We start from the raw sequence: 22,626 nt of genomic DNA, 5'->3' as shown, positions 1-22,626 counted from the left end.
TGATAATATTATCTTGATCCCTATAAAAATATGGAGAATAAATTTAGATGAAATATTCTTTTCGTGCAACTTGGGCTTTAATACTACTTGCCATCAACTTTGTTGTTGCAGGCTACTATTTTGGTATTATCCAGTAGTCTTCGGACTTCTAAACCAGTAAATCTGTGCCACTCTTATGAATATTATTCAGAGTGGCATTGAAACTATGTTTCAGTATCAGTAGACCTCTCCGGAAAAGAGGGAGTAGGGAGTAAGGATCAGGAAGTAGGGGGAAAGAATTGATAATTTTTGCGTATGGGATTGATTTGATTTTTGATTATCGGAGATGTCTAATAGGTATACAGTAATTCCCATGCTCGTGAGGTACAAAATTCGTTGGTTTTAGGGAACAGGGAACGGGAAATAGAATACAAATTAAAGATAGGTGTACTTCATTAGGCTGAGAAACGCTACCTCATAACTTAACCTAATAGTTTAATAGTTAGGGATAAGTTTAAACTTTTGTCCCTTCGTGACTTGAAAAAATCAACTATTAAACTTAACTGGCGTTGCTGATTTTAGGTATGAAATTCCCAATAATGTAAGTTTTTATCCAAAATAAGAGTGTAAATCATAGCTATTTATCCCTAGTGGCGTGTCTAGACTAAAATTGTGAGTTAGGAGCGAAGACCTAGAAGACCTCTCCCCCAACCCCTCTCCTACAACTATCCATTACCCATAACTCCTGAAAAGCTTGTGGGGAGAGGGGGAGAAGGGAGCAGGGGAGAAAGGAGAAAGAATCATAGTAGCTAAATAAAACTACTTAAATTATCACAAAAAAATGTATTTTTTCATACATTTATCTCCGAAAAAAGCCGAAGTCAGACTTAATTCATAACTTGTCAATTTTGTCAAATTTTATATTAAGAAATATGTGGGTAATGAATAGCTTTCACTCGTGGGGTAAGGGGGGATAGTTGTGGGGTTGGGGGGTTAGGTTTTTTAACTCACATTTTCAAGCTAGGCACGCCACTACTTAGTTAGGAAAAAAACTTCTTTCTACCTCCTGACTTCTGACTCCTATAAGATAATACATTTATTCAACAACGCCTTTTTTTATGGATACCCTCTATAGTTTCTATAATGCAGATAAATTTAGGCGAAAAATTCAACAAGAAACTGCTGAAAAATCTAATCAGTTATAAATCTATGAATCAAACTATGCCAAATTAAACCAACAAGAATTAACCCTAAACCAACTAACCATATTTGCTGTTCTACCCAAAAAGCTAAAAATAAACAAGAAGCTAAACCTACCCAACCTAACCATTGAGGATAAAGCCTTTCTTCGGGAGAAAGTTGGAGAGCAGCAAAATTAGTAATAGCATAATAAATCAAAACATTAAAAGCACTAAAAGACCAAGTAGTTTTCACATCCCCAATTAAAACTAAAAAAGCGATCGCTACTCCTACTGCTACCACAGCTATATAAGGTGTAGTTTGCCCACTATTCAACCTAGCAACAACTTTAGGTACATCTCGCCTCCTCCCCATTGCCAACAAAACTCGCGACAAACCCAAAATCAGATTTAACAGCACTCCCAACATTGCCGTAATAGCACCAACAGCAATTAACTTAGGAATTACAGGAACACCTAAACCCGATCTGGCAATAACTTCTAGAGGTGCAGCTAGACTTACATCTGCTTGAGATAATTTTTGAATTACTTCTTGACCAACTACCACAGTAATTAGAGCGCTCGATATATATAAAATACAGGTAACAATCATAGTTACGGCGATCGCTCTGGGAATAGTACGTCGTGGTTCCTTAACTTCCTCACCTAAAGTTGCAATACGACCATAACCAGTATAAGCAACAAACATTAGAGCAGCAGCTTGTAGTAAAGATGCTATAGGTTTATCCCCTGGAAAAAAAGGCGTTAAATTTGTTTCTCCAGACAAGACTACTTTAGGTATTCCTGCCAAAATAAATACAGCTAGAGAAAATAACGTAATCGAAACAATAATAATATTAGTAAAATTAGAGCGACGAATTCCACTTAACACAACAATAGTTAATACAACCACAGCACTTAAAGCAGTCAACACCAACCAAGTTTGACTATTCACACCAAAAGCATTAAGCAAATAACCAGCAAAACCCAAAGCAGCAGTAGCAGCAGAAGCACTTTTCGCAAGGAGAAACATCCATCCAGCAATAAAACCCAACCAATGATTTAGATATTTGTAACCATATTCGTAAGTACCGCCACTCACAGGATGGTTTGCTGCTAACTGGGCGCTGTTAAAAGCATTACAGGTAGCAACAACAGCACCTATCGCTACAGCAATAATTACCGATGGACCCGCAAGACCAGCAGCAATGCCAATACTGACAAATACTCCAGTACCGACAATTGAACCTAAACCCATAAGGGTAGCGCCGAACACGCCAATTTCTCGTCGAAGTAGAGGCGGAGAGGTCATTAGATTTTTATCCTTAGTACATTTGTGTTTTATATAGCAGAAGGCAGAAGGAAAAATCTGGCGTTTTCTGAATTTTAAGCATTTGATATGTCCCCGCCTTTTGGTTTGACTGCTATAGAACCTATTTGGTATCTTTGCACGCGGTACAGGTTTTTGGCAAAGGAGTCATTTCACCAGGGGTTATATCAAATTCGCTCGAGTTTGGTATAAAAAAATGTTCCATCTGAGTGCCATCTCCCCATCTCCCCACCTCCCCATCTCTCAACCCTCTTTCTTCCTTCTAACTTCTGACTTCAGAAGCATCTCCACCAACAACAACATTCCTAAGACGTAAACTTGGTCCGCCACAACCAACAGGTAAACCATTTTGCCCACCTTTGCCACAACCACCAGACTCATCCCAATAAAAATCATCCGCGATCGCTTCAATATCTGCCAAAGTATTAAACACATTTCCAGAAAGAGTCACATCCCGCACCGGTTCAGCTAACTCACCATTTCTAATCATCCAAGCTTCCCCAGCACTAAAAGTAAACATTTCCCCATTAGTCATGCCACCAAACCAGTTACGAGCATAAACTCCCTCCTTAATATCAGCAAATAAATCTGAAACAGGAGTATTTCCTGGTGCTATCCAAGTATTAGTCATTCTAACTAGAGGTGGATAATGATAATCAAGACAACGTGCATTACCTGTAGGTGTCTCCCCCAGTTTCCCCGCAGTTTCTCGCGAATGCAAACGCCCGACCAAAACTCCATCTTTAATCAACTGAGTAGTAGTTGCTAAAGTACCTTCATCATCATAAATATAACTACCTCGATGTACTTCTCCCTCTTCTCCATTTAGTATAGGTGGTACCATCGCACCATCAAATATTTGTAAGTTCTCAGGACCAAATCTCCGACCAATTGTCATAACTTCTAATAGATCGGGATTTTCGTATGCCATATCCGCTTCCGAGAGATGACCAAAAGCTTCGTGAACAAATAGACCCGTAAGAATAGGGTCAATAACTACGGTATAAGTATTACCTTGAACGATCGGTAAAGCTAGAGAATTAACAGCTCTCTCCGCAGCACTACGAACTTGATTGTCCAAATTAGTTAAATCTTCATAGGCTTTGCGAGAACCAGTAGTTTCCCTACCAGTTTGTACGGTTTCCCCATTCCTGGCAGTAGCAGCAAAGCGCATTTCCATATCTGTCCAAGATTGTTCTAGCATGGTTCCTTCCGAAGTAGCAAGAATTACTTTCTGGGTACTATCGCCATAACGCACAGATACAGTAGTAATTCGAGGGTCAACACTCCGCAGAACTTGGCCATAATGTTCGCAGAGTTCTTTTTTATTGGCTAAAGATATTTGACGAGGGTCTTTACCTATGAGAGAAACTACATGAGTTGCTTGAATAATTGGTATGGGAGCTAGAATAGTCTCTTCTTTCCCAATAAGTTTGGCTGCAGCGATCGCCTCTTCTATTCTCTCTTTCAAGGTAGATATTTGATTAAAACTGGCAAAACCCCAGGCTCCTTTATAACAAGCTCGGACTTGGCCGCCAATGGAAATACCTTCACTCAGGGTTTCTATTTTGTGGCCTCGCAAGAGAATATCTGTTCCTTGGGATTCTTCTAGGCGAATGGCCAAATAATCTACTTGATGACTATAATTAGCGAGCAGGTCAGATAATAGATTTTTGGCTTCAGTTAGTGATATGGGCATTTATATTCTTACTGTTAACTAACATTAGTATAATAGGAGGTGATTATTTTAATTTTTATATACCCTTAAATATTAGAAATTATCAGCTTTAGCGTTGATATCTTTGAAACCTTGATCGAGATTCTTTAAACTTTGCTATTAGACTCAAGTATTAACTGAATTTCAACCTTCACTATACTACTTTCCTCAACTATGGTTAGATTTTTTGTCGATCAATCATTGTGGAAAAAAGGAGCATCAGTCAGGAATAATATATTCAGAAACAATTGAGTAATAATTCATTGATTATTTGCTTGACCTTAAATAGTTTTTATATTCTATAAACTCATAGTTATACGAGTTTGATAAATGTTTGGTACAAATAAATTTTAGTTGGTAGGTTTTAGGTTTTAGGCAGTAAGTAAATTTTCATATTGCCAGCATCGTAAATGAAGTTTCTATATCCTATTAGTAATTTGTAAGATTCTTTTTTCATCCATAGTATTATCAAGTTTTTTCGGCGTTGCTGAAGTGCGAGTATAATTGTCAAATTATGGACTATAGCAATCCTATTTAAGTTGTAATATTTTGGTGGTAGGGGCGTTAGGGGAGCTTTGCGCCAGCAAAGGGCTGTTTAGCTAACGCATAACGCACGTTTCGGCTGTCGCCGACATGAAAAACGCGGAGCGAAATGAAACGCCCGTACAGAAGTCAGGAGTCAGGTAGGGAAGCCGTCTCCTTGGCGACGTACAGAATTTTCAAGGTTTTCAGCTCAAATTAACTATTATAAAAATTGTCACAATCAATGGGCAGATTGCTATATATTATCTGTTGTTAAATAGTTATAAATAAATAGTTATAGGAAACTTCTGTTAGCCAGATATAAAAATTATCAAATTTAATTTTTCTAGTTTCCCATTCCTTATTCCCTATTCCCTATTCCCTATTTCCTATTACTGAAAAATTGTGGTCACTAGCCTCCCTTTTTAAAGGGATAAAAAAAAGAGACTATTCCTGATGTTAATCCCGATGCTTCAGCTAGAGGTACTGTTAACCCAGTTCCGACCATAGGAGGTTAACTGATAACTGATAACTGAAATGACTCGATCATAATAGCGGAGATTGCGGTGATTTAGTTCGGTTATACCAACATAAGTAATGGATGAATGCCGATACCCTAAGTATTAAGTAAAGTCTACTTCTATAGAGACAACTAATCAGAGAATATTAAAGACTCTGTAGAAGTATGAATTTATTAATTAATAAATTAAAATTATTTATTCATTTATTTTTGGAAAAAAATGGACAACTACAAATATGTATTACCAACTTTAAGTGACATTTTTGCCCTAGAGAGGTCAAATAATGATTTGTCTGCAATAAAAATAGAACTGGCAAGGGAAAATCCTCCTCCTTCTATAACAGAGAGAAATCAACATTTATATTTAAAGGCTCAAAAGGAATGGTATAGTGCCATTGCTGCAGTTAATCAACTCTTGGAAAAGTCACTACAAATCTCAGATTCTCAAGATTCAAAAAATCAAGAGATGATGAAAACTGACAAAAATAAAGGAATCCACAAAACTACTCCTTTGCTCGAAAATTGGGAATCTCAAACTAGTTCAAAATTCCCTACTTCTAATTCCTTAATTTCTCATCTCAAATCATATCGTGGATTAGTATTATCTAGTCCTACTCCTGTCTTAACAAATCCTGTTTTAACTAGCAGTTTTTCTACATCAATATTTACAAGTGAAATACCAGAAGGTTTAGACTGGTTATCCATCTTGAGATGGCAAACTTTACCTCTATTACCAGCAGCAGATAGTATTAATTCCTTACCTGCTACTATACCAATATTACCTTTATCGACTAAAGATCCAATAACAAATGAGCAGTTTTGTTTAGTTTTAACTGCTGAATTTAGTTTAATAATGGTCTTAGGCAAAAATTTAGATAATACACCAGCTTTTCTATTTTCTTTTGACCCAGAGATAGTCAAAAAAGCATGGATTGTCTTGCGCAAAAGAATAGTATTGCCGACATATTTTCAGGCTATAAATATTGATAAACAGCAAAAATTTATTTCTCAATATTCTCAGCGATTAGCTATTTTTGATAATCTGTTTGATGAGTTTTCACCTCTTGCTCCTGACTACAAAATTGTCATGGAGTTTAGTCGTTTGTTATTGGATAATTTACCAAATGTAGATAGTAAAAATGAAGCATTAGAAGTTAATAATCCTAGCAAAAATAGAGAAAATAAAGAAACTACTACATCACTAAAATCTACTATTAACAATCTAAAAACTCCTGATGTGGAATTGTTACAAGCGATCGCCCACGAAGTCAAAACTCCTTTAGCAACAATTCAGACTTTAACTCGCCTTTTATTAAAACGTCCTAATCTAAATCAGGAAGTAATCAAAAAGCGTTTACAAATGATTGATGCTGAATGTACTTCTCAAATAGAACGTTTTAATCTGATTTTTAGAGCAGTAGAATTAGAAACTCAGCAACCCTTTAAGCAACAACATCCATACCTACAATTAACAACTATTCCTCTAGCTCAAGTCTTTCAAAAGAGTATACCTCGTTGGCAACAAAAAGCAAATCAAAGAAATCATACTTTGAAAGTTATTTTACCTCCAAAAATGCCAACCGTTATTAGTGACCCTACTATGCTTGACCAAGTATTAGGAAATTTGATTGAAAATTTTTCCCGAAATTTACCTCCCGATAATTTTATACAGGTAGAGGTAATGTTAGCTGGAAATCAACTCAAATTACAGCTTAAATCTGATTCTGATGTAGGTGGAAAAAGTCACTCACCTTTCACCAGTTCCACAAAAACACCTTTTAAATCTATTGGTCATTTATTAATGTTTCAACCAGAAACAGGTAGTCTAAGTTTGAATTTAAAAGTGACTAAAAATTTGTTTCAAGCAATAGGAGGAAAATTAGTAATTCGACAACGACCAACTAAGGGAGAAATAATGACTATTTTCTTACCAGTTCAATAATTTATCCAGGTTTTAGGTGGTAGGATTTTGGGAAAAATACTAAAGTAAAAGAAATTGTCAAATAAAGTATTACCTTATTATAAGTTTTATTTTTGATAGGAGACGATTTTTAAAGTTAAAATTTATCCTAAGTTCCTTCATATTAAGTACAGCTCTGAATCAAGCAAAATTTTTCCCTAAATCAGAAAGCTATAGATAAAAATCCGATTAATTTTGCTACCGAAAACTCCTGATATGAATCTAATTTGCTACGAATTTTTATCCTAAACTTAATTTATGATATTTAGATGATTTATTGTAATAATTTATGAGTAGTAGTAATTACCGAATAATTAAGGTTTAAAGCCTCTCCTTATTTCCTCCTTTTCTTACTTCTTTCTTTCTTTAGCTGATAGCTGAAAGCTGACGGCTGAATGCTTACTTTGTGAGATATTGGAAATTTTTAGGGAACAGGGAACAGAGAAGAAGGAAAAAATGAATATATATAAATAAGATAACTGCTATAATCTATTCTTTTAAGAAAAACTTCAATTCTCACATCTGATTCCTGATTGTTATATACCTCACTATTGAGGAAAAATATTTGACCGCAGTTTTCAGGTCAATGAACCACATTAAAAAAAAATGATAAACCTGTAGAGAAGTTGTATACAACTTCCCTACTTTGTTGTCTACTAATCATAAAAATTACTCTAATTCAGTAAGAATCAGAGATTACCGAATAATTAATTATTAATTGTTCATTATTATTAATTGTTCATTGTTAATTGCTTAATTTTAACTTTTAATTTTTAAATTTTGACTTTTAACTGTCTTGAGTGCGTCTTACATTCTGAGGTCTACTCAGAATTACGCACTCGCTTTTAACTTTTGACTTGCGCGTAGCGCTATACTTGCTATTTTCAAGTTAATTAATTACGATCAAAATCATCCCCTTCGAGAGAAATTTCTTCCAGGTCAATATAATTTACTTCCCCTAATTTAACTTCCTTGGGTACATGAGTTACTTCATATTTAGTACCTTTAGGAACTAATACCTCTCTTTCACTATACATAGCCGAGAAATCACTGATGGGAACTCCTGAATGATTATGTTTTACCCGAATTACTACTGGGTAACAATGACCGGAATAAGTCTCAGCAACTTTTGGATCGGAAGTAAAACTGGTAACCGAATCTAAAGTATAATCTCCGTGTGGTTTTAATTTTTGAATAAAAGATTTTATTGATTTTTCACTAAAAGACATACCCCGATAAATATCACCATCATAATAGGGCATTTTGTGCATAAAATTGTTAAGCTTTTTAACGTTGCCTTCGTTTTTTCCTTCTCTATCTGCCCGTCTCATTTTGCGGAAATCTGCAGTGGTAAATCTTTCTAGTGCTGCTAATGATTCTGCGGCTTCAACAGAACTCATTCCACTTAATTTAGCGACCTTAGCAACAAGTTTGTTGTTTCGGCCGAGTACAACATTGTTCATAAAATGAACCTCAACCCGATACTTATTATTATCCCCTAAAATTACTCCTAAAGTAACCTATTTATTCACACTTATTTACATAAATTTCGCCTCAATCATATAAGTATATTCACCTATAAAAAATTAGATATTTTCAAATATTTAGTAATTCGTAAATAATTATTTCAGAAAATCACTAATTTAACTTAATTATGTTATTGCATAGAATATAGCAATCCCCTGTATATTTGTGTATAAAAATCTTATCGCTTTTAGGGAACAGCGGTGCGACCCCGCGTCGGCGACAGACGCAAGGGAACGCGCACCAAGAGAGGGAACACTTAACTGGGAACAGGTGGGAGTTTCAGTTTTTTTATCTACTTTTTGATTACCCGCAACCTATGCGCGGATTGCTATATATATAGTTTTTCTCAGACTAATGAGGTACACCTATCTTTAATTTATTCTCTATTCCCTATTCCCTCTTCCCTGTTCCCTGTTCCCTAATATCAAAAAGAATGCTACGAATAATTTTCTGGCTTAAAAGACTTTACTTGGAAATTCGATTTGACTAAAAACAGAATTAAACTCTAATAAATAAATGATATATAGGCTATTTCTACTGAATCGTGACTCCTTAAAATAGCCTAAGTATTTGTAGCAAAAATTTTAGTATTTCATATTAATTTAAGCCTAGGCAAGGAAATTAAGTCTACTAGCGCGTCCAGACTAAAATTGTGGGCAAAATCTTTCCCCTCTCCTTGCAGGAGAGGGGTTGGGGGAGAGGTCTTCATTGACTCGCTCTTTACCCACATTTTCAAGCTAGACGAGGTACTACATACTGCCTCAATTAAAGTGCGGTCGAGTCCCCATTCTCTAACTGCCTACTACCTACTCACCTTTTCCAGAGCTTTCTTAGCCAAAATACTACTACCATAAGCTGCATCTGTATAAACAGCTTTCATCGTAGGTACTCCTAAATACCGTCCCCGAATTTCTGTAAAAGTAGAATTTTTAGCACCGCCTCCAGCAGTATAGACCTTTGCGAGGGTAGCTGCGCCTAATGCTTGCAACAATTCATAACCTCGTAATTCAATTTTGGCAATACCTTCAAGTAAACCATGAAGAAACATCACGGGATTTTCTGGTTTAGGGTGTAATCTTGGTAATAATTCCGGGTCATTAATAGGAAAGCGATCGCCCTTCTCCAACAAAGGATAATAATCTAACCCACTTTTAATATTAGGAGCTATTTGTTTACTCAAACTTTCCAACTCCGCATCAGTAAAAAAATGTCGTAAAACAGCACCTCCAGTATTAGAAGCACCACCGACTAACCACAAATCTCCCAGACGATGACTATAAATACCATATTTAGCATCATCAACTCTAGTACGACTCAAAAGTTTTAACACCAGAGTCGAACCCAAAGAAGTTACTGCTTCTCCTGGAGTATTAGCACCACTGGCGATAAAAGCAGCAATGCTATCTGTTGTACCTGCACAAACAACACATTCAGGAGACAAACCAAAATTATTAACTACTTCTGTTGTAATATTCCCGACAGTCGCACCTGGTGTAACTACTTCTGGTAACCGGATATTTTTCCCAACTTCAGAATTAATAAAATTAGTCAACCAGTCTGGATAAGATAATTCGCCCACATCATAACCCATTTTCAAAACATTGTTATAGTCACTCACTCCTAGCTTTCCATGCAGCAAAAACCCTAACCAGTCAGCTTGATGCAAAAAATAATAACTTTGATTTGACAAAGAAATATTTTCAAGCAACCATAAAAACTTTGCCAAACTGGAAGTCGCACTAATAACAGGATGATTATCAGGAGCAATACTTTTTAACTTATCCATCATTGCCACTCCCCTACTATCATTGTAAAGAAGTGCTTCCGTCACAGGTTTACCATAACTATTGCACAATAGTACAGTTGCCGAAGTACCATCAATAGCGATCGCTTGAATCTCTCTTCGCATTTCCTGGGGAATATTGGAAATGAGACAAAATAAAGCTTTTTGCCAAACATGAGGCAATTTATTTTCCTGAGCATTTTCCCAAACATACTGTGTTTGTGCTTTAACTTGATGATTAGAGTCAATAACCACAGCACGCGCTCCCGAAGTACCAAAATCCAGTCCTAAGTATAAGTTCATTTTGAGTAAATATTTGCTATAATCTAAAAATAGGTTAGTATATGCAAAAACTATAACGTCTTAGTTTTTAGTAAGTCGGGTTGAAGGCATTTCAGTTATTAGCGATCGCTGAAAGTTAAATTAGGTGACACTACTCCTCTACTAAACGAAAATCTAAATTAGAACAAGCTGGATTTTCAGATTCAAAAACTTCAACAAGAATTGCTTGACCAGTAGTTTCACCGTCTGGATTAAATCTTAGATTTTGTCCAGAGGTTTCATTAGATTGAAGATTTACTTCTTTAAGTCTTTTCAAAACTGTAGACCTGCTGGGATTATCCCCTGACTTAGACAAAGCATAAATAAAAGCCTTTGCTGCATCATAACTGGTAGCAGTACGCCAACCAACTTCTCCTCCCCACTGACCTATTGCTCGATCTACAAATGGTTTTGCTGTTGGTAATTTTTTAAACCACGGTACTGCCAAAATCAAACCTTTAACTGCTTGCTGACCTTTGTTTAAGGTCTCACAATTATAAAGAGTATCGCCACCTAATAACCTTAATTTTTGGTTTTCTGGCAATGTATAATTAGCTATAGCAATCTTAATTGCTAAGTCAATTGTGCTTAAATCAGAAAAGATCATACCAACATTAACTTGGTTATCTGCGGCAACTCGAAGTTCTTTGTTGATATCAAAAAACGGTTGTTTTAAGTATATACTCTTAACCTGTATGCTAGGCTTCAAACCCTTTAAGTAAAACTCAAAAAATTCCTTTATAATTTTACTAAATGAACTTTGCTGGTTATAAAAAATCACAATTTTTTCTATAGGTAGAGATTGGACATATTCAGCTAGTTTTTTACTTAGTACAGAGTTATCAATCACTGTTCTAAAAAAAGTGTCACTTTTCAATTCTGTGCTTGTGCTAGTAGAAGAAATAACTGGCAATTTTTCTTTTTCATATACTTTTAATGCTGCCTTAGTAGCATTACTAGAATTATGTCCTATTACCCCTAAAATTTCTTGATTTGTAACTATTCCTTGAGCTACTTTTGGAGATACTTTATCGTCATTACTATCATTGGCAATAATAATTTCCACCGACCTAACAGTTGGTGAGAAGTATTTACTTTGGTTATGTTCATTTTGTGCCTGAGCAACACCTCGCAAAATTGCTTTGGCTCTTTCACTATTCTTATCTACTGGTACAACTACAGCTATAGTTAGAGGATTATCAAGCTTACGAGCCAGAGAATTGTTATAGTAAATCAACGGTTCTGGTTCGTTCCGATTAGCATTGACAAGTTCTTGAAAACAATTACCTGCTTCATCGTAATTCTTATTTTTAAATTTTTGATTACAACTTAAAAATTTATCATTATAATTTTCATTAATAGTCTTATCAAATAGTGTTCGTTCTCCACTACTAAATCTTTCTCTTATTTGCTTCCAGTCTAATCTTCCGGATAAATAATCTGGAACTGGTTGAAGTTTTAATCCCACAAATATTCCTATTCCAATCAGTAGGGGGACTGCTAAAGCTGCTGTCAAAATTAGCAAACTAATTGGTATTTGCTTCGACTTTTTATCATCAGAAACTGGAATATTTATATATTTTTCCTTAGCTTTCAGGAGTTCAAGTTTCTCTAGGACTTCTGTATTCTTAGGATCAATTTCTAATACTCTTTCATAGAGCCTTTTAACTAAGCTGAAATTTCTCTCAAGTAAACGATAATTTTGGGAAAATTTATCACCATAACCTAGTAATGATTCTATGTATTTCTCTTCCACACGTTGCGGATTAATTTTGTAAGCTCGTTCATATAGTTCTAATGCTTCCGGAAATGTTTGATTTCTTCGATATGCTTCAGCCAAGCGAAATAAAGCACTAAAATGGTTAGGATTAAGTTCTAGAGCTTTACGATAGTGGTATAACTCATCATCTATATTCCCTCGGTTCTTCCATATATTAGCTCTTTCGTAGTAATAATCAGCTTCAGGATCGAGTTTCTCCAGTTCCCATATTTGTGACTGTAGTGGGTAATATTTGACAAACCAACGACGAACAAACTCAACTGTAACTCTATTACCATCTGCATCTAAAAAATCATTGTCAATCAAATTTTGTTGTGCTTGACGTAATTGCTCTATATTAACTCCAATAGTTGTTAGCAGCTTTAGAGGGTCTTCTGGGGGTGACATTTTTTGCCTAGCTTTCTCTTGAGCTACTGCTGCTGCTGAGAATACTACTCTTTCTGGAATCAATAATCCCTCCCGAAACCAAACTAACCCTGCTTCGCTCAACTCAATGGCATTATCTATAACTCTGTCTACATCACTCGCTAAAATCTCACCTTTTCCCTTTTCCCGTGCTTGTGCAAACAGAGCGTAACATATAGCTTGTGTAAAGTAAGGATGTCCTGCTGAAAGTTTGATAATTTCGTTTATTGCTCTCTCATTGTATTGCAGTAAACCCATAACAGGTCTTGTAATCAACCTCTGCGTACTTAATCTATCTAGCAATCCTATTCTCAGGTGAGGCGCACCTTTAAACAATTCCAAAAGTTTCGGCATATCACTTAGTCGCCTTCCTACAACTGGAATAATAAAAAGTTGCTTCTCCTGAAATACAATTCGCTTTAAGTATCCAAAGAATTCTTCAAATCCTGAGTCATTATTGTTGCTGTTTAACACATCAAACTCATCCAGTAATAATACTAAATTTCTATTACCCAATTGTTGGAATATCGGATTTAATAATTGACTGAATTTATCTGCGTCTTGCTCTAAATCTTGAATTGAAGCTAAGTCATTTGTAGATATTTCCAGATGCTCAAAAATTTCTTGAGCAAGTTTATAGATAATTTGATAGACAGACCATTGACTTTTATCTTGAAAATCTGACAGGATAAAAACAAATTTATTACCCAAATTTACCATTTTAGGAATTTGCTGTAATACAGAAGATTTACCTGTGCGTCTTTGACCATGGAGTAGAATAACTTTTTGATTATTATTCAAATTATCTTCAATAAAGCGAAACAGACTTTCTCGACCAAAAAACAGTTCTGGTTCATCAATAGAACGACCAATAATATAAGGATTTCGCTTGTTTATTACCGATTTCATATTAATTATTAGTTTTTGTAGGAATTATATTTTTACTATTACCAACTAACAGAAAAATAATCTTTTCCATATCTAAATTAAGGAACTATAAAAATTATGCAAAGCATCTTGATAGCTTCCATTCCCATTTCACGATAGATTTTGTAGCTTCTTTATTTTCTGACAAATACTTAATCACATTTGTTACTTTTTGTGCTTGTTGATGACTCATCAAATTGAGAAATACTTTCTCTCTCTGTTTAAGTGTTTCTGCATTAGTATTTTCAATTTCTTTAATTACCCACCACTCCATAATTGTTGAAGAAAATAAATAAACTTGATTTTCTTGTTCTATACTTCGTTTAATTACTCCCCTTTGTTCTAAATCAATCAATTCTCGTTCTTTCTGACTAAAAATAACATTAATATCACCTAAATCATAGCGTTTATTTTGCACACGGCCTGCCAACTTAGACAATGCAATTAACATTAACAGAGTTTGCTCTAATTCATTAGCAAGTTGCCATGTATCTTGAAAAAAATGCTCTGTTGCTGCTACAAAATCTCTAGCAAGTATCTCAGCAGTGATAGTTTCTCCAGAGCGTCTCTTATTGTGTAAAATAAACCCCGAATTTTGTAGTAAAGCTGGATTACCACCAGCAATTTCTTCAATTCCTTCTCTTAGTTTCGATGTTAATTCTATCTTATTCAATAAACTATCTACATTTTCTTGAGTCAATGGTTTTAATTGTTGAAATGCGTAATGATTATACCAAGGAGATTTTTCTGGTGTTAGACTCGGGCCAGTTTCATTCAAGCGTCGTAATGAAGTTACAATCATTGATAGATACTTTCTTTCTGAGGAGTGATAAGCTAAATTTCTACACTCACTCAAGAATATTTCTACATCAGTTTCAGTATACTGAGAATGGGAACGAAAAGTCGCATCATAATCATCTAAAAGTAGCACTAAAAATTTGTTTTGCTCACCTAATTTTTTCAGAATATAGCGCAGGTGATCTTTAGCTAACTTTGGCTTTTTTAATAACTCTCTAGTTATATGTTGTAGAGTAGGATTACCTTCAGTTTTTTCTCTTTACGATACTGCCAAAGGCTGAGAAAAACTATCACTTATAGAAATAGACATCTCCAATAATAAAAAATCAAATCAACTATGAGACATAAATCATCAATTCTTTCTACCTGCTACCTCTTTTCTGGAGATGTTTAATATACAAAACTAGCCAAACATAGCTTTTATCTGAGGCAATAATATTTTAAAAGCTTGACCGCGATGAGAGAGCGATCGCTTCATTTCCCCAGACATTTCCGCAAAAGTCTTTTCTTCAGCAGGAACATAAAAAATCGGGTCGTAACCAAACCCACCATTGCCACGAGGAGTATATAAGATTTCTCCACCACAAATTCCCTCTGTTTCCAAGGCAACTGTACCATCAGGTCTCGCAATAACTAAAGCACAAACAAACTGTGCTTGACGATTAGAGTTATCTCCCAACTCTGTCAAGACTCGCTCTATTTGTTCGGCAACAGTAGGAGCATAACGAGCAGAATAAATTCCCGGTCTACCATCCAAAGCATCAACTGCTAATCCTGAATCATCAGCGATCGCCCATTCCCCAGTAAATTTTGCCACTTCAGTTGCTTTGAGGCGAGCATTTGCCAGAAAAGTTTCTCCAGTTTCTTCAATTTCTAAATCTTTGGGTTTTAATTGTAATTGTAAATTCAAATCTGCTAGATATTCCTGCATTTCTTGAAGTTTTCCAGGATTACCAGTAGCGACAACTAGCAATTTAGGAGTTGTTTGTGTGAGAGTAATATTTGTCATTCTTCTATATAAATATTTATTCTGTTAAAGATACTTATATCATATCTCTATTGAGTAGTAGAATGAGCAAACATTATGATTAACATGAATGGTAAATAGACCTAATATTTGCCCAAAATATCCATGATAATCATCCACCACAACTACCACAGTCTGGACTACAATCTAAGTTACAACTACCACATTCTAATTCAGGAAAACAATCATCACATTCCAATATTTCATAGGAGCAACAATCAATATTTTTTCTAACTCTACTACAATTTGATTTTCTCTTGTAATTATCTTTTAATTTCAACTTAGGCGGTTTATTTTTCACCAAATTTTCTTTATCTTTCAAATCAAAATCTTCTTCATTTTCAGAATTACTAATTGCCCCTAACTTCAAAATTTGATTAGCTTCTTTGCAAGCTTTAAACCTTTGATTTGCTGCTGTAATAGCTCCAGAAAAATCTTGTTCTATAAACATGCGTTTAATGTAATGGGAACAAGACTCATCACCATACAAGATTCTATGAGCACAAGAAAAACCTTTTCTAGGAGAAATGTATTGTTGATATCCACTAATTAAAGCAACAGCAATTTTATTCATAAGTTAAGCAAGAAATTTTGATCTTAGGCTAACTTAGACTACAAAAATTAAACCTTCATTTCGTATTTTTCTATAAATTTAGTAATAGGGTGAGCAAATCTTTACCCACCCTATCTATTCTTCAAATTTATAACAATATCATGTCCGCTTAATTAGCAAGTAACAGTATGAAATGATTTGTGAAAAAATTGTAAGTTTGGTCTTTTCATCCCATTTTTGTTTAGGTTTGGAGACCAAACCCCTACAATCAAATATTACAAACTATTTAGGATTGTCATGTACAAAAGTGAATAAATTCTTTCTATCCCTCCTGACTCCTGACTCCTAAATACTATTCGCCCAATTTTTCGCCCATTCCAAAGTTTGCTTCACCTTCTGCATATCCGCAGCTTCACAATAAAGTCGTAAAACAGGTTCAGTACCACTAAACCGAATCAATAACCAACGACCATCAGCTAACCGAAACTTATACCCATCTATAGTCAAACAATCAACTACTTTTTCTCCCGCAACCTCCGTCACAGGATTATTTGTTAACTCCTCCAACAGCCGCCCTCGCACCTCCATATTAGCCAAAGGCAAATCTATCCGATCATAAATGGAACTAAAACCCGTTTTTTCCTGCAACTTGCCATAAATAACACTCAAATCTTCACCAGACATTACCACTGCTTCCAACAAATAGAGCGCCGACAACAAAGCATCCCTTTCTGGAATATGAGTACCATAACCAATACCCCCAGACTCTTCACCACCCACAAGCACCTGAGCTGACAACATCCGATCGGCAATATACTTATAACCAATAGGAGTTTCAAATATTGGCATTTTGTATAACTCTGCCACTTTCGGAAATAGATCGGAACCACTAATAGTCTTCACCACCTCCCCACTAAACCCATGTCTAGTTGTCAAATGTTCAATCAAAATTGGAATTAAAATTTGAGAACTGAGAAAATTACCCTCACCATCCACAGCAGCAATGCGATCGCTATCTCCATCAAACACTAACCCAATAGCTAACTTTCCTGAATTTGTCGCTCGATAACTTTTAATTTCCTTAAAAAGTTTACTCAAATAACGAGGCAAAGGTTCAGGTGCTCCACCATCAAATAAAGGGTCCCTATTACCATTAACCTCTTCAATTTCTACACCCAATATTTGTTGTAAACCTCCAGCAGCAGCACCGTGCATTACATCGGCAAAAACTTTTAATTTTCCTTCATTAATTGCCGACTTAATTTTGTCAATCTCTACCATTTTTTGTAGAGTTTCGCAATAACTCGGCCAAGGATTAAAACTTTCTATCTTGGTTCCTTGAACCTGAGCTTTTTCAGCTTCAACTGTTAATAAATCTTCTATTTGCTTAGTTATTTCTGGAGGCACCGACCCACCAAAAGCACCCTTTACTTTTAACCCTAAATATTTCCCTGGATTATGACTAGCAGTCATCACAATTGCCCCAAGAGCTTGTTTTTGAAATGCTGCCAAACTAAAAGCAGGAGTAGGAGCATAATTATCCGTTAACAGAACATCAAATCCTGCATTTTGAACAGCTTCGGCAGCAACTTGAGCAAATTCTTCAGCCATAAACCTCCGGTCATGGCCGACAATTACTGTTTTACTATTATTAGTAGAATCAGCATAATTTTTTTCTAAGATTTGTGCTGCAATGGGGGCTACTAAAGCAACCCTTTCAAAAGTAAAATCATCAGCTATGACACCGCGCCAGCCATCTGTTCCAAATTTGATTGGTTTAGCCATATCAGAAATCTCTTGATGTGTATATTTTTTTTGGGCTTTGTTATTTACTTTGAATCTCAGCTTGTCAACCTGGTTTCCTATAAATAATTGTAGAAGAGAAGGGAAAATAAGAAAAGTTACCAAGAAAGAATTCAGGAGTCAGAATTTATTTGGCGAATTCTTTCAGACTGGCAGATGTAGCTTGCTTCTAGTAAAGGAGTATCAATGGGTTTAAGAATTCCACCAAATTTGATGATTTGGTGGTTTTCAATTAATACAGACCGCTAATTATTCTAGCTTCTGTCTTCCGTCTTCTGACTCCTTATTCAATTCCTTAGTCCCACTAAATTCAGTTACTACTTATGAAAAGAATGTAGGTTGATGGCGAATTAAGCTTAGGTATTCCTCTCTTGTTTTCTGATCTTCTTCAAAAACACCAAGCATCGCACTGGTAACAGTCCAAGAACCAGGTTTTTGAACCCCCCGCATTACCATACACATATGAGTAGCCTCAATTACAACTGCTACACCCTTTGGTTCTAAAATTGTTTGAATTGCCTCAGCAATTTGGCGATTTAGTCGCTCCTGGACTTGCAATCTGCGAGAGTACATCTCGACAATCCTAGCTAGCTTACTTAATCCTACTACTTTTTGATTAGGAATATAAGCTACATGAGCTTTTCCCATGAAAGGTAGCATATGATGTTCACAAAGACTAAAAAGATTGATATCTCTAACTAGAACCATTTCATTATGACCTTCATCAAAGATAGCATTATTCACAATTTCTTCAAGGGATTGACTGTAGCCACTAGTCAGAAACTGCATTGCTTCTGCAACCCGCTTAGGAGTTTTAAGTAATCCTTCTCGCTCAGGATTTTCTCCTACTGATAGTAGCATTGTCCGCACTGCTTCCATCATTGCTTCATTACTCTCTTCAGCAGAAGGTTGTTGCCTAATTAATTGACCATTGGATGAAGAGCTACGGTCAGGTCTATAGGAAATTTTACCTGTTACATCTGCATCAGAAGTTTTAACACCATTGATGCTAAGTTTTTTGCTAGAATTGGAGCCGTTGGAAAAAGTTTGAGTCATAATAGATTCGGATCGAATTTCAAAAAAGCACGTTGTATCTTGACCTAACCTGGGCTAGGCCATTTAGCTTAAATCATAATTGTTTAGTTCATTGGTACTAATTAGTTTGTGTTATTAACAAGCAATGAACTGTAACTATGAGAGTTTTTCAATTTCTCTGCTGTAAGTTTGACATCGACCAAGAATCCATTTTCACAAGTCATTAGTTATCAGAAAATAGGTAAATTACTGTCTGAATTGGTATCAGGAAAGTATTGAGAATTGACTCCTCAACTATATTTGGAATTTTATCATAGTTAATATAGTTAAGATAGATCCCAATAAGTTTCTCTATCCTATAGAGGGGTATTGACAAGACTGGATATAACTAGCTGTAACACTAATTAATTAGTTCTTGATTTTCTTGTCATTATTTCATAAGGAGCTATAAAGCCAAATTTACTTGACACTTTAGACATCCCTCTTGTGAAAATACTTGGTCATTAACGAAACCATAGATACTACTATAATAATTATGCCAGAAAGTCTGTCCTGAATAGCGAATTAAGATTGCTTTAATTAATTTCAAAAGAATTATTGAGTTGAGTTGACATCCTCAATGCTGTTCTGGTATAATATGTACTTATCCAAATTGTTTTGAGTTTTGCAAATTCTTCTCTGCTTTATTGAGAACTACCTCAGCAATTTTTTACCTAATTTCCTACACAAACTTAAATATTGTGGGGAATTCACCTCAACAAACACATATCAACAAATCCATAGAGTTCGTGTTTTGACGGAGGTGTTAAAATATCTGTCTGGTCATAGACGATTATAACTAGATCGATCAAGTTCTCAAGTGTAACGCCATTTTATGTCTATGTCCACATTGAGAACATGGCTGAGAAATAGGATAAAATCTATTTGCTTCAAGCCTCTCAATAAACTCCTACATTCCTCAATTATACAAAATATCTAGCTATAAGCCTATCTTTGATATTTTACTTTATTCAGACCTTTTGGTTTTAGAAATACTCTCTATTATATCATAATAGCCATTCAACAATCATACCTTTAAAAAATACTTTCTGACCGTTGTTCAGGATTTTCACCAACAAACTACAATATATAGTTTATCACGTTAATGATTGCTTGGTTATAGGATATTTGTCCTTACTTAAAACCCATCTGTGGTTATTCAACTAGCCATTAAACCTACATTCCGCACCAGAAAATGTAGTATAAAATATAAGTCAAAAGCGAGTGCGTAATTCTGAGGTCTCCTACGGGGCGTATAAAGTGCGGAAGTAATTCCACACACAGCCCCTCCAGAATCTAAGACGCACTCAAGACAATCAAAATTCAAAAGCAAGAAGAAAGAAGAAAATTATAGTGGTCAATAGGAGTCAAGGATTCAATCAGTATTTGTGCTTAATATTTAACTGATAATTTGACTCCCGATCGAGGTAAATGAAGATAATTTATATAGTATAAATACGGGATAGGCTAAGGATTTTATACTAATTTTCATGTTACCAATTTAAGTGCGGAATGTGGGATTAAAACTTCTGAGAATTTTCATAGTCTTCCTTTTTAGGTTTCCACAAATACTCCTATAGAACGGAATTTTTGATAACGCTGTTTTCGACGTTCTTGACTGCTTAACTGGCTTAATTCGTCTAGACTTTTCAATATGGCCTTTTTGAGATTTTCCGCTGCTTGTAACGGGTTAGCATGAGCGCCACCATTGGGTTCTGGAACTACATCATCAATAATTCCTATCTTTTTTAAATCCCAGGAAGTTATCTTCAAGGCATCTGCTGCTTGAGAAGCTTTGCCAGCATCTTTCCAGAGAATAGCTGCACAAGCTTCAGGGCTAGCAACTGTATATATAGAATGCTCTAGCATCAGTAATCGATCACCTACTCCCACGCCTAACGCTCCACCTGAACCACCTTCTCCAATCACTGTACAAATTATTGGTACATCAAAATGAAACATTTCTCGTAGATTATAGGCGATCGCTTCTCCTTGTCCTAATTTTTCTGCTTCTATACCTGGCCATGCCCCTGGAGTATCAATAAATGTCAAAATTGGCATTCCAAAGCGATTGCCATGATCCATAAATCTGATTGATTTTCGATATCCTCCTGCTGAGGCCATACCAAAATTACGAGCTACATTATCTTTTGTATCTCGTCCTTTTTGATGACCAATTATTACTACAGGTCTTCCATTTATTCTGGCCAAACCTCCTACTATTGCTGGGTCATCACTACCACCACGATCCCCATGCAACTCTATCCACTCATCACCAATAGCTTGAATATAATCAAGAGTGCTTGGTCGCCTGGGATGGCGCGCTAACTGTAGTCTTTGTACAGGGGAAAGACCACTAAAAATTTCTTGACGTAGTTGAGTTGCTTTTGCTTCTAGTTGATGAATTTGCTCAGAAACATCTACACTACTGCAATCTTTAGCTAGTTCACGAATCTGATTTATACGGTTTTCTAATTCTGCCAGAGGCTTTTCAAAATCTAGTAGAATTTTACGTTCTGATTTAGGCACACGGAGTTTCTTATTTTAGGTTGCACAATTACATCTTTGACATCCTCCAGGGCTGTTAGGCCAGGAAATTCCTACTGAGCCTTAGCTCAAGGAGAGGTTGACGTTTCATCGGCTGCTGCTAACATATCAGCTAGTCTTACACTTGCCTTTACGTCCGTTTAATGTCTCGGACTGCCTTCCCGCGACAATAATACTATAGCTTATCTCTCCTACTTAATCAATCAAAAGTGGCCCTAAAAGGGCGAGGCTTTAGATCGAATTTTTTGGTAAGCTTACCACATTTGACCAGTTTTTTGATTAACGTAGTAAAGTCATCCATAGAGAAGCATCTACAATTCCATTTGGCTGTTGTTGATATTTTCTTTGAGCAGCCTTAACAGCAGCTTGAGTGTTCGGGCCAAATACTCCATCAACTTTTCCCTTTAAAAAACCTTGGACTTTTAGGCGTTGTTGTAATCCTCTAACTGCATCACCTCTCATACCAATTTTTAGAATTGGCAAATGAATATTAGAGGTTTCTGTATCTGATTCAATTTTTAGGTGAGAGTCGTTAGTTGTGGCAGGTGAAGTTTGATTTTGGGAACAATTACAATTTGAGTTTGTATCTTCTAGAATTGTAGTTCCATTGGTATAATTATAATTTTTGGCTGCTGGTAATAAACGGTTCCAGGTATTTTGGTCAACTATTCCATTTGGCATTAATCCTACAGATTTTTGAAATTTAACAACTGCAGCAGCAGTAGTGTCAGAATATACTCCATCTACCTGTCCAAAGTAATATCCTAATAACTTTAAAACTCCTTGTAATTGTAATACTTCTTCTCCCTGACTACCTGCTTTAGAGACTGTTTGTAAAACAAATCTTAAGAAGACCCAGAGCTTTTAGCAGCAAG

General features: G+C 35.6%; 14 protein-coding genes and 1 pseudogene. 2 read left to right on the top strand and 13 right to left on the bottom strand.

The window, feature by feature from the left end:
* Positions 1-47: 47 nt before the first annotated feature.
* Positions 48-137, top strand: a complete 90-nt coding sequence (psaX, locus tag ACP6PM_RS13745) for a photosystem I protein PsaX (RefSeq protein ID WP_293109045.1) — start codon at positions 48-50, stop codon at positions 135-137.
* A gap of 1,033 nt (positions 138-1,170) precedes the next feature.
* On the opposite strand, the gene ACP6PM_RS13740 is transcribed toward psaX, so the two are convergent.
* Entirely contained in the window at positions 1,171-2,469 is a 1,299-nt protein-coding gene (locus tag ACP6PM_RS13740; protein ID WP_426585477.1) for an APC family permease, read from the bottom strand.
* A gap of 280 nt (positions 2,470-2,749) precedes the next feature.
* Positions 2,750-4,186, bottom strand: a complete 1,437-nt coding sequence (locus tag ACP6PM_RS13735) for a TldD/PmbA family protein (RefSeq protein ID WP_426585475.1) — start codon at positions 4,184-4,186, stop codon at positions 2,750-2,752.
* A gap of 1,280 nt (positions 4,187-5,466) precedes the next feature.
* On the opposite strand from ACP6PM_RS13735, the gene ACP6PM_RS13730 reads away from it, so the two are divergent.
* Positions 5,467-7,188, top strand: coding sequence for a sensor histidine kinase (locus ACP6PM_RS13730; RefSeq protein WP_426585473.1), 1,722 nt, complete (start codon positions 5,467-5,469; stop codon positions 7,186-7,188).
* Between the two features lie 911 nt (positions 7,189-8,099).
* On the opposite strand, the gene ACP6PM_RS13725 is transcribed toward ACP6PM_RS13730, so the two are convergent.
* The 11 genes and pseudogenes from ACP6PM_RS13725 to ACP6PM_RS13675 form a co-directional block, all read right to left on the bottom strand.
* Positions 8,100-8,669 (bottom strand): ADP-ribosyltransferase, encoded by a 570-nt coding sequence (locus ACP6PM_RS13725; RefSeq protein WP_426585471.1) that lies wholly within the window; start codon positions 8,667-8,669, stop codon positions 8,100-8,102.
* Between the two features lie 866 nt (positions 8,670-9,535).
* Positions 9,536-10,819, bottom strand: a complete 1,284-nt coding sequence (locus ACP6PM_RS13720; protein WP_426585469.1) for an FGGY-family carbohydrate kinase — start codon at positions 10,817-10,819, stop codon at positions 9,536-9,538.
* A gap of 130 nt (positions 10,820-10,949) precedes the next feature.
* Positions 10,950-13,931 (bottom strand): ABC transporter substrate-binding protein, encoded by a 2,982-nt coding sequence (locus ACP6PM_RS13715; protein WP_426585467.1) that lies wholly within the window; start codon positions 13,929-13,931, stop codon positions 10,950-10,952.
* Positions 13,932-14,025: 94 nt separating this feature from the next.
* On the bottom strand, positions 14,026-14,880 hold the full coding sequence (locus tag ACP6PM_RS13710; RefSeq protein ID WP_426585466.1) for an ATP-binding protein: 855 nt from the start codon (positions 14,878-14,880) through the stop codon (positions 14,026-14,028).
* A gap of 270 nt (positions 14,881-15,150) precedes the next feature.
* Positions 15,151-15,756, bottom strand: a complete 606-nt coding sequence (rdgB, locus tag ACP6PM_RS13705) for an RdgB/HAM1 family non-canonical purine NTP pyrophosphatase (protein WP_426585464.1) — start codon at positions 15,754-15,756, stop codon at positions 15,151-15,153.
* A 130-nt stretch (positions 15,757-15,886) separates the two neighbouring features.
* The gene (gene yidD / locus ACP6PM_RS13700; RefSeq protein ID WP_426585462.1) at positions 15,887-16,348 is read right to left on the bottom strand and encodes a membrane protein insertion efficiency factor YidD; all 462 of its coding nucleotides are present in this window, start codon (positions 16,346-16,348) and stop codon (positions 15,887-15,889) included.
* A 324-nt stretch (positions 16,349-16,672) separates the two neighbouring features.
* The gene (locus ACP6PM_RS13695) at positions 16,673-18,112 is read right to left on the bottom strand and encodes a phosphoglucomutase/phosphomannomutase family protein (RefSeq protein WP_426585460.1); all 1,440 of its coding nucleotides are present in this window, start codon (positions 18,110-18,112) and stop codon (positions 16,673-16,675) included.
* Between the two features lie 339 nt (positions 18,113-18,451).
* Positions 18,452-19,186, bottom strand: a complete 735-nt coding sequence (gene folE, locus ACP6PM_RS13690; RefSeq protein WP_426585458.1) for a GTP cyclohydrolase I FolE — start codon at positions 19,184-19,186, stop codon at positions 18,452-18,454.
* A gap of 1,572 nt (positions 19,187-20,758) precedes the next feature.
* Positions 20,759-21,733 (bottom strand): acetyl-CoA carboxylase carboxyl transferase subunit alpha, encoded by a 975-nt coding sequence (accA, locus tag ACP6PM_RS13685; RefSeq protein WP_426585456.1) that lies wholly within the window; start codon positions 21,731-21,733, stop codon positions 20,759-20,761.
* A gap of 297 nt (positions 21,734-22,030) precedes the next feature.
* The gene (locus ACP6PM_RS13680; RefSeq protein ID WP_426585529.1) at positions 22,031-22,213 is read right to left on the bottom strand and encodes a peptidoglycan-binding domain-containing protein; all 183 of its coding nucleotides are present in this window, start codon (positions 22,211-22,213) and stop codon (positions 22,031-22,033) included.
* A 189-nt stretch (positions 22,214-22,402) separates the two neighbouring features.
* A pseudogene (locus ACP6PM_RS13675) lies at positions 22,403-22,549 on the bottom strand (peptidoglycan-binding domain-containing protein); the annotation flags it as partial.
* Positions 22,550-22,626: the final 77 nt, after the last annotated feature.

The sequence above is a fragment of the Dapis brunnea BLCC-M229 genome, assembly GCF_050015995.1.
Taxonomy (GTDB): Bacteria; Cyanobacteriota; Cyanobacteriia; order Cyanobacteriales; family Microcoleaceae; genus Trichodesmium.
Note: the sequence above shows the minus strand (reverse complement) of the source record. Positions and strands in the feature narration are given on the sequence as shown.

Coding starts and splice junctions, on each gene's coding strand:
- psaX (WP_293109045.1), top strand. CDS start 48: ATGAAATATTCTTTTCGTGCAACTTGGGCTTTAATACTACTTGCCATC.
- ACP6PM_RS13740 (WP_426585477.1), bottom strand. CDS start 2,469: ATGACCTCTCCGCCTCTACTTCGACGAGAAATTGGCGTGTTCGGCGCT.
- ACP6PM_RS13735 (WP_426585475.1), bottom strand. CDS start 4,186: ATGCCCATATCACTAACTGAAGCCAAAAATCTATTATCTGACCTGCTC.
- ACP6PM_RS13730 (WP_426585473.1), top strand. CDS start 5,467: ATGGACAACTACAAATATGTATTACCAACTTTAAGTGACATTTTTGCC.
- ACP6PM_RS13725 (WP_426585471.1), bottom strand. CDS start 8,669: ATGAACAATGTTGTACTCGGCCGAAACAACAAACTTGTTGCTAAGGTC.
- ACP6PM_RS13720 (WP_426585469.1), bottom strand. CDS start 10,819: ATGAACTTATACTTAGGACTGGATTTTGGTACTTCGGGAGCGCGTGCT.
- ACP6PM_RS13715 (WP_426585467.1), bottom strand. CDS start 13,931: ATGAAATCGGTAATAAACAAGCGAAATCCTTATATTATTGGTCGTTCT.
- rdgB (WP_426585464.1), bottom strand. CDS start 15,756: ATGACAAATATTACTCTCACACAAACAACTCCTAAATTGCTAGTTGTC.
- yidD (WP_426585462.1), bottom strand. CDS start 16,348: ATGAATAAAATTGCTGTTGCTTTAATTAGTGGATATCAACAATACATT.
- ACP6PM_RS13695 (WP_426585460.1), bottom strand. CDS start 18,112: ATGGCTAAACCAATCAAATTTGGAACAGATGGCTGGCGCGGTGTCATA.
- folE (WP_426585458.1), bottom strand. CDS start 19,186: ATGACTCAAACTTTTTCCAACGGCTCCAATTCTAGCAAAAAACTTAGC.
- ACP6PM_RS13680 (WP_426585529.1), bottom strand. CDS start 22,213: ATGAGAGGTGATGCAGTTAGAGGATTACAACAACGCCTAAAAGTCCAA.